Here is a 14626-nt window from a genome sequence, read left to right as displayed (position 1 = left end):
GTTGGTAAGAAAAATCATAACTTGTTTGTAGTAGCGCTTTAGCGCCATAGCAAAGATATTGGCGCTAAAGCGCTACTACGAACCTTATCGCAAGTGTTTTATCGGACACGATATAATACCAATTTGGAAAAATAATTAAACAAATAGATTTCTGTAGAGACGTTGCAGAGGCTAACGCCGACGCAGGCTCTGCAACGTCTCTACCGGAGAATCTGTTGCAATGATTTATCGAATTGGTATTAGATGATATATAAATAATTATTAAGAAATATAAAAAAGTTAATATAAATGAAATGAGAGTATCTTACTTAAGTTGTGTTTCTTATATTTTGCTCCCAATTCTTTTTACATGAATAATTTAATTTTAGTTGCTGATGATGATGTTTTAACAAGAATACATCTACGCGAACTACTAGAATATGCAGGTTATCAAGTAGTAGAAGCTAATGATGGCGAGCAAGCCTTAGTTATTTATAACCAATTAAAACCCAATCTAATTTTATTGGATGCGCTCATGCCAGTGATGGATGGCTTAACCTGTTGCGAGCGCTTACATAATCTTCCAGGGGGAGCAAACACCCCTGTACTAATTATAACGGCGATGTATGACGAAAAATCTGTAGAAAAAGCTTTTGCTGTTGGAGCCACAGATTACATTACCAAGCCAATTCAATGGTCAGTACTGCGCCAGCGAGTTCGCCGTTTATTAGATGCAAGTCTAATGATGCAAGAATTACGACAACAAACTCAGCAGGCTAAGGCGCGAGAAGTTAAGCTAAAAATGGCTTTATCTGCCGCATCTATGGGAACCTGGGATTGGAATATCCTCCGTAATAAGATTACCTGGTCAGGTAACAGAGAAGCATTGTCTGGTTTAGAAAAAGGTAGTTTTGATGGCTCTTACGAAACTTTTTTGTGCTGTATTTATCCTGAAGATCGCGAACGGGTCAATGATGCAATTCGTCGAGCAATAGAAAAGGGTACCGATTACGATCTGGAATATCGTATGGTTTTGCCGGATGGTAATATTCGTTGGGTATTCAGCAAAGGGGTGGTATTTCGTGATCGCTTGGGTGTAGCAGAAAGAATGTCTGGGGTAGATGTAGATATTACCGTTCGCAAACAAGCTGAATCAGCCTTAGAAGCATATGCAAATCGACAAGCACTTTTGGCTGAGTTGAGTCAAATGGCGTTAGCCGGAGTACAATTAGGTGCTCTCATGCAGAAAGCCACTAAATTGGTAGCTCAGTGCTTGAACGTTGAGTATTGTCAAGTATTGGAATTGCTCGATGATAGAAGTGCTTTTATTTTAAGAGCCGGTGTGGGTTGGGACAAAGGGGTTGTGGGTCACACAACAATCAAAAATGAGAAGGAATCTCAATCTGGGTATACTTTATCTAGTGAAGAAGCAGTAATAAGTGAAGATATTAATAGGGAAATACGATTTACAATCCCACAATTGCTTATTAATCATCAAGTTACTAGTAGTGTATGTGTAGCAATTAAAAGTAGGGGAACTCCCTTTGGTGTTTTAGGAACATACACGTCGGGAAGCCGTAGTTTTAGCAAAGATGATATTTATTTCTTACAAGCAACCGCAAATTTATTAGCAACAGCGATTGAACGCAAAGGTACCGAAGAAAAATTGCGTCAAAGTGAAAGACGTTTTCAAATCATTGCTCGTGCGACCAATGATACTGTTTGGGATTGGGATTTACAGACAAATCAAATTTCCTGGAATGAAAGCGTAAGAAAGATGTTTGGCTATTCACCCGAACAGTTAGAAGGTGACGCCGATTTGTGGTATGCACATATCCATCCAGAAGATAGAAATAAAATAATTCGCGATATTCATGCTTTTATTGATAGCGACCTACAGGATTGGTCAAATGAATATCGCTTTCGCTGTGCTGATGGCTCCTATGCTTATATTTTTGATCGCGGTTATGTCGTTCGCGATCGCAACGGCGAACCTTTGCGTATGATTGGAGCCATGATGGACATTGGCGATCGCAAACGGATTCAAGAGGAATTACAGCGTCAAAATTTGCGTTCAAAACTATTTGCAAATGTCACTTTAAAAATTCGTCAGTCTTTACAAGTAGATGAAATTTTACAAACCACAGTAACAGAGGTACAAAAATTACTTTATGCCGATAGAGTATTGATTTTACGCTTGCTTAGTGATAATTCAATTTTGGTAGTCAAGGAAGCTGTAGTTCCTGGTTTACCCGAGGTATTAGATCAAGATATTAATGACCCCTGTTTTGGCGAAAAGTATATTGAAAAATATAGTCAAGGGCGAATAAGTGCAATCGCAAATATAGAAAAATCAAATATTAAACCATGTCACGTCAAATTTTTGCAGCAGTTTGGTGTTAAAGCAAACTTAGTAGTACCAATACTTTTACCTGACGGAATTTGGGGTTTACTAGTTGCTCATCAATGTGCAAATCCTCGCGAATGGACGGATTGGGAAACTGAACTCCTGCGTCAGCTTGCAGACCAAATCGGAATAGCTATTTCCCAAGCTAAATTACTCGAGCAAGAAACCCGTCAACGTCAAGAACTCGCACGTTCAAACGAAGAATTACAGCAATTTGCTTTTATTGCTTCCCACGATTTACAAGAACCACTCCGAAAAATCAAAGCTTTTGGCGATCGCTTGCAAGTAAGTTGTCATGAATCCCTTTCTCCTCAAGGATTAGACTACTTACAAAGAATGCAAAATGCTGCTGGGAGAATGCAAAACCTAATCGAAGATTTGTTAGATTTATCCCGTATCACCACAAGAGCACAACCTTTTATAGCAGTAGATTTAACTCAAATTGTTGAAGGAGTTTTATCGGATTTAGAAATTAGGACTCAACAGACCCAAGCAAAGATAGAAATTGGAGAATTGAGCACAATTAACGCAGATCCTTTGCAAATTCGTCAGTTGCTACAAAATTTGATTGGTAATGCTTTAAAATTTCATCGCGATTCCGTTCCACCTTTAATCAATATATATTCCCAAGAAATAGAAACCGAAGAAGATTCACGCTGGTGTGAGATTGTTATAAAAGATAATGGAATTGGTTTTAACGAAAAATATCTCGACCGAATTTTTAATGTGTTTCAACGTTTGCACGGTCGCAGTGAATATGAAGGTACGGGAATGGGTTTAGCTATTTGTCGGAAAATTGTCGAACGTCATAAGGGTAAGATTACCGCCAAAAGCGAACTAGGAAAAGGAACCAGTTTTATTGTCACGTTACCGCTTTGATAGGGGATTGGTGAAAGTATGAGAAGTGTGGGAAGTATGGGAGGCTTGGAAAGTAGTGTAAGTTTAGGGATTAGATATTGAGAATAACATAATGAGAAATAACTCCTGACTCCTGACTCCTGACTTCTGACTCCTGACTCCTTACCCATGACCAATTCCCACTTCTATTATTTTGCTTACGGTTCCTGCATGTGTCCTGTGGATCTAAAACGGACAATGGGAGAAAAAATACATCCTTATGTGGTGGGTACGGGAATTCTGAAGAATTATAGATTGGGGTTTTATCGTTATTCTCCAACCCGTAAATGTGGTGTACTTGATGTAGTTCCAGACGCAAATAGTACGGTTCATGGAGTACTTTATCATTTACCCCAAAGATTGAGCGATCGCTTGGATCGAAGGGAAGGTTCTCCCCATGCTTATAAACAAGAATTTGTAGATATTTGCTTTCCAGGAAATAATCTAGAAAATACTTCAGAAAAAATCTACCGTCAGGTTCGCACTTACGTTGTAGTTAACAAATCACCAACGGAAGTTGCTCCCGATGATACCTATTTTAATGTTGTGTTACGTGGTGCTCTCACCTGTGGATTACCAGAGGAATATTGCTGGAATTTATTTACTAAGATGTACCAATTGCAATGTAGCAATAATAGTTTGATATCCCAATACAGTTATCCAGTTGTAGAGACGTTGCATGCAACGTCTCTACACACCCAAAATAATCACGAATTAACTTAATGCTTTTCTGCTTGCAAAATATACTTTTCTGTAATATGAATATCTCGAGGGGATGGAAACTAAAAGTAGTAGTCATATTTGTTTATAAAATTAATAATTATGATAAGTAAGTAGGCAAAAATAAACCTAACTATATAACAAAAGGTAAACAAGTCTGAAGTCCTTGCGATTGCTTTCTCCCAAAGGGAGACGCTACGCTAACGTTTCACTGCGTTCCACTCGCAATGACATACCTTAGTTTTTTAACGCCGACCTACTTAACTATTCAAACGGAATTTATATTATCTGTTCCCACCAACATCCACAGCGCATCAATACCATTGCCTACATATTCGGTATCTTGGTGCTGGAAAATCCATTCAATCACAGCAGGTTTAATATAGTTACAGTTTTTACCCAAGTTAGCCAAGGCATCAGCAGCACTCTCCCGCACGCTAAAATGCTCGTCCCCTAGTCTTGTTAACAGTGGTTGTACTATCTGAGGTGCACCATTGCCTGAATTACCTAAACCAATAGCAGCACCCACACGCACACTAAAATTCTTATCCTCTAGCCGTGCTAACATTAGTTCCAATATCTGGGGCACTTCATTAGCCAAATTCCCCAAGAAATAAGCAACATACATACGCACAACGGAATGCTCATCTTTTAGTCCTGCTAACAGTTGTTTTATTATCTGGGGTGTACCATAACCCAAGTGGCTCAAGGCAATAGCAGTACCTATACGCACATCGCAATACTCATCCCCTAGTCTTGCTAACAGTTGTTCTACTATCTGAGGTGACCCATTACCCAACCAACCCAAGGCAATCGCAGCATAAACACGCACACTAGGATTCCCATCTCCTAGTTGTGTTAACAAGGCTGATATCACCTCGGGCGAGCTATTACCCAAATTGCCCAAGGCATTAGCAGCATACATGCGCACAATAGAATGCTCATCCCTTAGCCGTGCTAACAGTGCTGATACCACTTCGGGCGACCTATTACCTAAATTGCCCAAAGCATTAACAACACGTCTACGCACATCAGGATCCTCATCATCTAGCTGTGCTAACAGTGGTTCTACGACGTGAGGTGCCCCATCACCTAATTCGCCTAAGGCAATAGCAGCATACTCGCGCAGCAGACCAGAATCCTCACATTTTAACGCTGCTAACAGTATTGATACCACCTCAGGTACCTCGTTACTCAATTTACCCAAGGCAATAGCAGCGCTCTGACACACATCAGAATAATCATCCACAAATAGCACCCATAGTGTTTCTACTGCCTCTTCTTTTTCCCCCAAAGCTGCACGATATTCCTGGAACCGCACTTTTTCCATCTGTTCTTCTGAATCTTTCAAAAGTTGTAGTGCTTCAGCTTCAAACTTACCTTCATTTAAACTGCGAAGGCTTTTGAAAACCTGTGCGCGGATTTTTCTACCTACCTGCTCATCACCACTAATTTCCAAATTAACTAATTGCTGCAAAATATCCGTCACCAAAGCATCATCTGCAACTTCTAAATCTTCCGCTAAACAGCTGCTTGCAAAAAATAGCTTTTGATGCAGCCATTGGTCGTGAGGTACAGGTTGCTCCAGAATATGCTTAATAGCTTTAGCAGCTTTTCTTGGCTTTTGCTGAGCAATTAACAGCAGCAATACCTCTCGCCAATGAGAGTCACAAAGATAGTTTTCAATATGTTCCAACACCACCTCAAATTCTTCATCTTCCTGACGGTAGCGGATATCTTCTGCTGCTAAATATTCCTGAAACGTCTTATGGACAAAAGCATAACAGTCTTGCCCTTGTTCGTTTAACAAACCTGTCCGTTCCCGAATATGTTCTACAAACCTTTGTGCTTCTGATTTAGCTCGATATTGCTCTAAGCGTTTTTGTTTGGCAATAAACTTGCTCAATTGACTAATTAATTGATCTTTATCAATTAGTGTCCCCCCTTCTGTATCTGCCGTACCTCCTTGGGTTTGAATCCAGTAAGCAAGTTGTTCCATCAAGCGGGGAATATCATCCCGATTCAGATATTCAAAAGGTAATTGATAATTCAGATCTTTATCTGCGTCCCAATTGGTTAACAGGGTATTAACCGCCCGGTCGTAAAGTTTGTAGCGTTGTCTGGGAAGATGGGCTTCATAACGATGAATTAGGGCAATAATAGTTAACAGCAGTGGATTGCGGGCTAATTCTTGGATGCGCTTTTGTTCTGCTAAAGCTTTTTGTAAACTTTCTTGCCTTCTAGTTGCTTCCGTTGGATCTTGAAAGCGGCTTTGATACCACTTCTGAGTGAATTCCTTGATTTTGCGTTCGTCAAACAACTGCAATTGATAGTGGGGAAACTCGTCTGTGTGGAAAAAGTCTTGGCGATACCCTGCTGGACGAGAGGTAATGATTGTTTTATTTGATGGAAATTGCTCTAAAAAACATTCAATCCGGTTAACAATTTCATATCGTTTTCCAGGGTTTGCAACCTCATCCAAACCATCGAGTAAAATTAATGCTTTACCGTCTTCTAGCCAATATTCAAAAAATCCCGGTGGTGGTGGTTGTTTAACCTGCAAATTACTGATAGCAAATTGGCGGATAAATTCTAAAATACTGAGATTATCTGCATGTCTAGCTAAATCCCGAATTCGAATTAAAATTGGTAACAAATTTTCTTCAGTCTCGAAATCTTCTTCCCACTGAAGTTTACTTTGAGCCAACATGACAGCAAAGTAGCTCATCAAAGTGGTTTTACCTGAGCCAGGTGCGCCCAGCAAAACAAATTTATGGGACTTACTTTTAGTCAATAATTCTTGCGCAGAAAACTTTCTGAGTCCACCTTCTTCCAGCTTTATGAGTTGTCGTTGTTCTTGTATTAATTCTGTTTGACGTTGATTAATATCTTGAGAGCGTGAAGCTTCTTCCACAAATACTAAATCCCGTCGCAATCTTGTAGATGAAATCTCTACAACATCAGGCATCACAAAGATTTGTGGTAACTTAATCCCTGTCTTATCTGTTTCCTGTCCTTCTACACCGATACCCGCAAATTTAACGTCATCAAAGTAATAAGATATTTGTTGAAGATAATTTACTTTGGCAATTTTAATGTTTAAATAGGCAGTAGTCTTAGCAAAATAAGTATCTATAAATTTTTTTAGCCAATTGTTAATGCTTTTTGGGGGGAATTTCCATCGATTATTCTCTTTTTCTATCCCTTCCCAAATTTCAATTAATAAATCTAAGTTAGGAGATGTTTTCTCCCGCAGTGGTTTTTGTAATTCTTCCAGAACCGATGTTTTTTGAAAAAAAGCAGTTAAAACATCTCGTTGTTGCTTATCATCGCAGTAAAAAAACAATTTTTGTTCGTAGGGTTGCTGTTCGTCCCATTCATGAGCAGCGATAATCCCGGCTTTTAAAGCTTTTTCAAAATCAGAAGGATTGAAAACACTGTTAACTTTAGCAATGAGTGGTTTTGCTACTGGAATTACTACCTTGAGTACAGTGCTGATCGTTCCTAAATCTAAGGGCATTTTTCTAGGAGCAGTGTTTTACAATGTATTTTATCTTACGCGTAACAAAATATCTTTCTTCCCATGTGAAGAGCAATATTATAAGAAGATTAACTCCTCATGTTTTTGTTTTTAGGATTTGAACACCATAGGCTACATAAATAGGAACACAAGGATATTATTTCCTGGTTCATTTTTAAACGTTTTGTTGCTCGCCCCTCACCTGTGTTTTAACAGAGGAATATTTCTGGAATTTATTTACTCATATAGACAAATTACAAAAGTACAAAAAATAGTCTTACATCGCAGTAAGTATCTATGTTCAGATATTATATTTTGTGAAAAAGTAAGCAGAGAATGGGAAAAAACATCTCCTAACCCAAAAATTTAGTACCACATGCAGGAGTTAACAAATTACTAACGCAAGTCGTCCCCGATAAACGCGAGGCGTTCCGCGTTCGCGATCGCACCTATTTTTCCCATTGTTATTCTGTGCTGCGCGTTGCTCTCACCTGCAATTTACCAAAGCAATATTGCTGTGAATCGTTGACTGAGATGTACAAATTACAACAATACCCAAAAAAGCCTAAAAGTATAAATAAATTCACCATTAGGTTGGGTAATATGACCCATTATTTTTTATCTTTGCTATTCACTCATTATGCTAGTTAAGGGAGACCTCATTGAAAAAATCCTCCCTTGGGGGAGGTTAGGAGGGGGTTGCACCTTGGAGGTTAGGAGGGGGTTAAAAATCTTGTGGGAAAAGATGTAATACCATAAATTTTCCTTGGGCTGCTGAGTGCAAGAACGCCCAAACAAAAAACCCCCGGTACCACTACCAGGGGCAAAATTAATTATTACCATTTCACCTGATGTTTGCCAAAGGACATTAAATCCTACAGATTTTTCCCCTAGGGGAAAAGTGTTTTGAGTAACGATTGCATTTTAGCGCAAAAATGGTGATTTGGTATAAATATTAGCTAACTCTTAGCTAACTCCAGCTAAAAGTAACTCGGCTTTTTCTGACTTATTGATAACTACTTGACCGTCATCATCAACATCAATGATTGCTGTGTCACCGGCTCCAACTTCACCGCCGAGAATTGCTTCCGCTAACGAATCTTCTAACAGTCGCATAATCGCCCGACGTAAAGGTCTTGCACCGTAACTAGGATCGTAACCTTCTTGAACAACACGTTCCTTGAAGCGTTCGGTAACCTCCAGAGTAATTTCCTTCTCTGTGAGACGGTTAATAATATCTTTCAGTAAGATGTCAGCAATTTGCTTGACTTCATCCTTATTAAGTTGAGTAAAGACGATAACTTCATCAAGTCTGTTGAGGAATTCTGGACGGAAGAAACCTTTAAGTTCTTCGTTCACCAAAGTTTTAATTCGGTTGTAGCTTGCATCGACTTCTGAATCTAACTCGAAGCCCAAACCACCACCACCTTTTTCGATCACTTTGGAACCAATATTAGAAGTCAAGATAATCAAAGTATTCTTGAAGTCCACTTTGCGTCCTTTGGCGTCGGTAAGATGTCCGTCATCCAAAATCTGTAGCAACATGTTGAATATATCGGGATGCGCTTTTTCGATTTCGTCGAAGAGCAACACGGTATAAGGTTTGCGCCGTACAGCTTCTGTCAATTGTCCGCCTTCATCGTATCCCACAAAACCAGGAGGGGAACCGATTAATTTGGAAACGGTATGACGTTCCATATACTCGGACATATCCAAGCGAATCATCGCATCTTCCGCACCGAAGAAATAAGCAGCTAAAGATTTCGCTAATTCTGTTTTACCAACACCCGTTGGACCAGAGAAAATAAAACTCGCAATGGGTCGGTTGGGATTTTTTAAACCGACACGAGCGCGTCGAACTGCTCGAGAAACAGCGGTAACAGCCTGGTCTTGACCGATTAGTCGTTCGTGCAATGTATCTTCGAGGTGGAGTAACATCTCCGACTCAGATTCTGTCAACTTATTGACAGGTACCCCGGTCCATGAAGCTACGATTTGAGCAATATCTTCTTCACTGACATTAGGAGTGCTAACAAACTGCTGATTTTCTGATTCTGATTGCAGCTTGGTTTCCAAATCTAATTCGCGATCGCGTAACTTACCAGCCTTATCAAAATCCTGGATTTGAACCGCTTCATGTTTGGCTTTTGCAACAGTTCTCAGTTCGCGCTTTAATTCCCGATTGGTAGAATTCATGGAATTACGCAATCTGACCCGAGAACCAGCCTCATCAATCAAGTCGATTGCTTTATCCGGTAAGAAGCGATCGCTAATGTAACGGTCTGATAATTCTGCAGCTGCGACCAAAGCGTCATCAGTAATAGTGACCTTATGATGTTGCTCGTAAGCACCGCGCAGACCTTGGAGAATTTGAATGGTATCTTCAACAGACGGTTCGCCAATCATAATTGGTTGGAAACGTCTTTCCAGGGCTGCATCGCCTTCAACATGCTTCCGGTACTCATCAAGGGTAGTTGCTCCCAAACATTGGAGTTCTCCCCGAGCTAAAGCGGGTTTGAGAATATTCGCAGCATCCATGCTACCTTCAATTCCACCAGCACCGACCACGGTATGAATTTCGTCAATAACGAGAATGATGTTCCCCTCAGAACGAATTTCTTCCATGATTTTCTTTAGGCGTTCCTCAAAATCACCACGGAAGCGGGTACCAGCCACTAATAACCCCATATCAAGGTTAAATACCTGTCTGTCAAACAAAACTTCAGGAACATCTTGATTGACAATCCGCTGGGCTAAACCTTCAGCGATCGCAGTTTTACCAACCCCTGGTTCGCCGATTAAGACGGGATTGTTTTTGGTTCGACGACCGAGAATTTGAATCGTGCGTTGAATTTCTTTTTGGCGACCAACAACGGGGTCGAGCTTACCTTCTTGGGCTAGTTTGGTGAGATTTCGACCAAAATCTTCTAAGGTTAGCTTTTTATTTCGTCTCGATCCCCCACTACCCGGGGTAACCGATACTGGTGCTTCTTCACCCAAATAACGAATTACAGCAGTGCGGATATCTTGAAGGTCTACACCTAAGTTTTGTAAAACCTTTGCAGCGACACCTTCTCCTGCTTCAGTTAAACCTAAAAGTAAATGTTCTGTACTAATGTAATTATGTCCCAGAGTCCGAGCTTCCTTAAATGACTGCTCAAACAAACTCTTGACTTTAGGAGTAAAAGGAATTTCCGGTGGAATAAAACCAGAACCCCGACCAATGATTTTTTCTACCTCAAGTCGGGAATCTTTGAGGGTTACCCCCAAGTCGGTCAGCACTTTTGCAGCAACCCCATTTCCTTCTCCCATCAAACCCAGGAGAATTTGTTCTGTTCCAACGAAGTTGTGTCCCAGTCGACGTGCTTCTTCCTGGGCGAGCATAACTACTTTAATAGCTTCGGAAGTGAAATGTTCAAACATATTGGGTTCTTGCTCCCTTGCTGAACGAGCTGGATGAGAGAAATTGACCCTCACCTTGAATATTTGTGTTTGTGTATTTTCTTAAGGATAATGTAACTTTATTAAAAGTAAGCTGACAGTGGGGAGAGCCGTAAGCACCCAGGTGTGGTAGCCGTCTTTTGGGCATAAATAGCCCTTGAATCGCTACTTCGCAGCTTAGAATCAATAAATTAACAACATATCCCCAACGGTAATTTTTAAGTATACAATCCAAAATTAAATATGAGCGAAACTAATAAAGACCAGCAACATCCACTTTATAATCGCGAACGTCCCTTGGTTGATAGTTTACTCAATCAAGAGGCAACCGACTACAATTTAGCAGAGTTGGCAAGGTTAAGAATTCGTTATTGTGGTTTTCCTGGCGCGAGGGATGTTCAAGAAAAATTAGACGGGATCATGAAACAGTGGGGGTTAACAGAAGAGGAACTTTTTGAAAAAACTCATATTATTCATCAAAAAGCCGGAATATATGAACTTCGCGGGAAAAAGAAAGAGGAGGATTGGAATTAGGGGTCAGTTATCAGTTAACAGTTAGCAGTTTATGGCTAACACCACGCCCTTACGGGCTACAATTGACAGTTAACAATTTGCCAATTCCATAAAATCTAATTCTCCTGTTTATTGCCTGTTTCCCGATATTTTTTGAGTTTTTGCCTTAAATTCTCTGATTTTTCCGAATTTAAGGAAGATGGAGAAATTTCTGGTGTAGAATTTTTATCTTTACTTTTTGTTTGGGGCTTAATTGTTTTAGTAGGAATTTTTGACTTTGACGGGGCTGATAACTCTTTATTTTGTTCTAATGCAATCCTAGAAACAGTACTTTGAGAATTTTGCAACGTCGTTTTCACCGATTCCAATTGTGACGCCACTTGAACCTGTTTCTCTATTGTTTGTGTGGAGGACACCAAGCCACTTAAACCACCAACGAGTTCTTTGAGATTTTGTCTAAACTTTGGGTCGCCCGTCAATTCATCCAAATCAGAAGTGATTTTCTGAGTATTTTCAAATGTAACTCGTGCTGAATCTAAGGTTTGTTGTAAAACTAACAGATTATTTGGTTCATTAAGTGTTTTAGTAACATCACGTAAATTTGCTGAGGCTTGGCTAGCATTAGCAGAAAGACTTTCTAAGTTTTGTACCAATTCCCCTTCAGTTAAACGGTTAATAGTCGGTGAAAGACTCTCAACTGTTTGACGTAGCTGCTGACTGGTTTGGGTCACATTATCTAACGCTGTTACTAAAGAGGAACGATTATTTGTCACTAAATCATCCACATTAGCCAACAAATTATTAACCTGTTTTGTTGTCAAACTAATATCTTTAGCGGTGTTACGAAATTCTTTTGCAACAGCACCAATTTCATTAGCTGTAGACCCAAATTGCTCGATCGCTTCATTGGTTGATGCAGTAACCTGTTTGGAAGCAGTTGCAACCGAACTTGCAGCAGAGGAAAAAGTATTTAGATCCTTTTGGCTTTCTCTAACTAATTTAGAAACATCTTTACTGAGTAACGTTAATTGTTCTGCAGCTTTAGAAGTATTTTGTAACGCATCATTGACGTTAGCATAAACACCCGGCTGGGAATAAAGCTTTGTGAACGCGCTACTAGAACGAATGAGTTCGTCAATATTAACGCCAATTTCACCTTTTAAACGGGAACCATTACAAACAATAAGTTTTTTATTACAACTTTCCTCTGAAGGTTTACCAAACTTTTGATTTGCGGGTAGCGATGCGTTAGGTGTTATGTCTATAATGCTTTCGCTAATTAACCCTGACTGATTGGCTTCTATCTTAGAATTTTTGGGGATAATTAAATTTGGATCGTTAATTTCAATTTCGACTTCAACATTATTTGGTCTGGGACGTACTTGAGCAATGTTACCAACCTTGACACCCCGATAACGAACTACGGCTCCTTTTTGCATTCCACCAGCATTTTTAAATTCCACAATTGCTTTGTAAGAATTACCAGCAGCAGTTAACCTGTTCAGCCATAAGATAACTATCCCAAATACACCTAGTCCTAGTAGGAGCAACAAGCCTACAGAACCTTCTCGAAATGCTCGCGTAGAAGCGAAGCTGTTAATTGAACTACCTCGCATTTTTCCTCCCCTCAAGATCTGGGATTTTAGATTTCAGACTCTAAAGCCCTAAGATTTACATATCATTCAAATTGACTTATCCAAATTGATTTATAAAAGTAGATTATTTATAAAAATAGATTTCTTATGAAAATAAATATCAGCTAGGTTTCATTTCTTCAATCCTAAACCTAAATCCAAAAATGCAATTCTAAAATTTTCGATTCTAGATTTGATTCTAGATTTGATTCTAAAGTTTCTAAATCTAGAATTTTCAAATCTAAAACCTCTAAACCTAAAAGTCTTAAATCTCAAAGTTCTAAATCTCAAAGTTCCAAATCTAAAATTCCGAAAACTAAAATTTTTAATCGTTTTTCGAAATTGTTAGTTATCCTGCAACTTGAATTGGACCATCAATATTTCCACTCATAAACTGCTTCATATAAGGATGATCAGTTGTATCGATTTCACTAACCGAACCTTGCCACTGTACTTTACCCTGATATAAAAATATAATTCTATCGGCTGTACGACGAATAGTACTTTCTTGGTGGGTCACAATGGCATAAGTGCTGCAAACCCCTTGCATTGATTGTAGATCCCGAATTAAATCTTCTATCACTGTTGAAGCAATTGGGTCAAGTCCAGCTGTCGGCTCATCATAAAGTAAAACTTCCGCTCCTTCTTTGGGAGCATCTGGATTAGACATAATGGCGCGAGCAAAACTGACTCGCTTTCGCATCCCACCGGAAAGTTCGGCTGGATAAAGGTTACCTATTCCAGGTAAGCCAACCATTTCGAGTTTTTTATTTACCAACTGACGAATACGTTCGGGCGATAACTGAGAATGCTGATATAGCAAAAATCCAATATTTTCTTCCACCGTTAGGGAATCAAATAATGCTGCTTGTTGAAAGACCATCCCGATACCAACTGGATCATCTTTTGTGTCTTCTATCAACCCTTGGCGTCGAACGCCTTGAACATAGATTTCACCTTCATCAACATTTGTGAGTCCAGCAATCAATCTTAATATAGTAGATTTACCAGTACCACTAGGACCGATAATTCCTAGCGCTTCTCCTCGGTAAATTTTTAAATCCAAACGGTCTAAAACTTTATTGCTACCAAAGGATTTAGAAACACCTTTTAATTCAATTAGCGGTTCGTTCATCGGTTAGTAGTTAATGGCGGTTAGCATTTATTTATTCAACAGTAAATTTTCTACGGAAAGTCGGATCGATGGCAAATCTGACTCAGTTTAGTTCTACGTGATGGAAGTAGCATTTTCCGTATACTGGTTTAGCTGCGAACGAGCAGGCTTCTGCGAATAATACTGCAAAAATGACTTCAAGATACAAAAACGATTAATTCCCCCTGCTTTCTAAGTGTTTTTGGATTTGTAGCACTACATAATTAAAGTTAGGAAATCGGTAAATCCCAAAAGCTAGATTTGTAAGCTTTTAACTTTTGTTAGGCTGATTACTGGCGCGTAGCGCCATAAAATGAATGGTTTTTTAACCAATTACCCATTACCCATTACCCATTACCCAT

7 protein-coding genes are annotated in these 14626 nt (G+C 39.4%); 3 read left to right on the top strand and 4 right to left on the bottom strand.

From position 1 onward, the window contains the following. Nucleotides 1-349: 349 nt before the first annotated feature. Nucleotides 350-3265 (top strand): PAS domain-containing protein, encoded by a 2916-nt coding sequence (locus BC008_RS26335; protein ID WP_027845679.1) that lies wholly within the window; start codon nucleotides 350-352, stop codon nucleotides 3263-3265. Nucleotides 3266-3412: 147 nt separating this feature from the next. Further along, complete coding sequence (locus BC008_RS26330; protein ID WP_072207751.1) at nucleotides 3413-4006, top strand: gamma-glutamylcyclotransferase; 594 nt, start codon at nucleotides 3413-3415, stop codon at nucleotides 4004-4006. A 265-nt stretch (nucleotides 4007-4271) separates the two neighbouring features. Here the strand turns inward: BC008_RS26330 and BC008_RS26325 are convergent, their stop codons facing one another. Both BC008_RS26325 and BC008_RS26320 read right to left on the bottom strand, forming a co-directional pair. Then, nucleotides 4272-7523, bottom strand: coding sequence for a HEAT repeat domain-containing protein (locus BC008_RS26325; RefSeq protein ID WP_027845314.1), 3252 nt, complete (start codon nucleotides 7521-7523; stop codon nucleotides 4272-4274). Between the two features lie 966 nt (nucleotides 7524-8489). Beyond that, complete coding sequence (locus BC008_RS26320; protein WP_027845315.1) at nucleotides 8490-10946, bottom strand: ATP-dependent Clp protease ATP-binding subunit; 2457 nt, start codon at nucleotides 10944-10946, stop codon at nucleotides 8490-8492. A gap of 261 nt (nucleotides 10947-11207) precedes the next feature. On the opposite strand from BC008_RS26320, the gene BC008_RS26315 reads away from it, so the two are divergent. Further along, entirely contained in the window at nucleotides 11208-11498 is a 291-nt protein-coding gene (locus tag BC008_RS26315) for a DUF3288 family protein (RefSeq protein ID WP_027845316.1), read from the top strand. A 95-nt stretch (nucleotides 11499-11593) separates the two neighbouring features. Here BC008_RS26315 and BC008_RS26310 read toward each other — a convergent pair whose 3' ends face one another. Beyond that, entirely contained in the window at nucleotides 11594-13093 is a 1500-nt protein-coding gene (locus BC008_RS26310; RefSeq protein WP_027845317.1) for an MlaD family protein, read from the bottom strand. 367 nt (nucleotides 13094-13460) lie between these two features. Further along, nucleotides 13461-14246, bottom strand: a complete 786-nt coding sequence (locus BC008_RS26305) for an ABC transporter ATP-binding protein (RefSeq protein ID WP_027845318.1) — start codon at nucleotides 14244-14246, stop codon at nucleotides 13461-13463. Nucleotides 14247-14626: the final 380 nt, after the last annotated feature.

Origin of the sequence: Mastigocoleus testarum BC008 (assembly GCF_001456025.1) — a bacterium.
GTDB lineage: Bacteria > Cyanobacteriota > Cyanobacteriia > Cyanobacteriales > Nostocaceae > Mastigocoleus > Mastigocoleus testarum.
The sequence above is the reverse complement of the archived record's forward strand: the minus strand, read 5'-3'. Positions and strand labels throughout refer to the sequence as shown.

What these genes read in the sequence shown, in the direction of transcription:
- BC008_RS26315 (WP_027845316.1), top strand. Translation starts at nt 11,208, where the DNA reads ATGAGCGAAACTAATAAAGACCAGCAACATCCACTTTATAATCGCGAA.
- BC008_RS26320 (WP_027845315.1), bottom strand. Translation starts at nt 10,946, where the DNA reads ATGTTTGAACATTTCACTTCCGAAGCTATTAAAGTAGTTATGCTCGCC.
- BC008_RS26335 (WP_027845679.1), top strand. Translation starts at nt 350, where the DNA reads ATGAATAATTTAATTTTAGTTGCTGATGATGATGTTTTAACAAGAATA.
- BC008_RS26325 (WP_027845314.1), bottom strand. Translation starts at nt 7,523, where the DNA reads ATGCCCTTAGATTTAGGAACGATCAGCACTGTACTCAAGGTAGTAATT.
- BC008_RS26330 (WP_072207751.1), top strand. Translation starts at nt 3,413, where the DNA reads ATGACCAATTCCCACTTCTATTATTTTGCTTACGGTTCCTGCATGTGT.
- BC008_RS26305 (WP_027845318.1), bottom strand. Translation starts at nt 14,246, where the DNA reads ATGAACGAACCGCTAATTGAATTAAAAGGTGTTTCTAAATCCTTTGGT.
- BC008_RS26310 (WP_027845317.1), bottom strand. Translation starts at nt 13,093, where the DNA reads ATGCGAGGTAGTTCAATTAACAGCTTCGCTTCTACGCGAGCATTTCGA.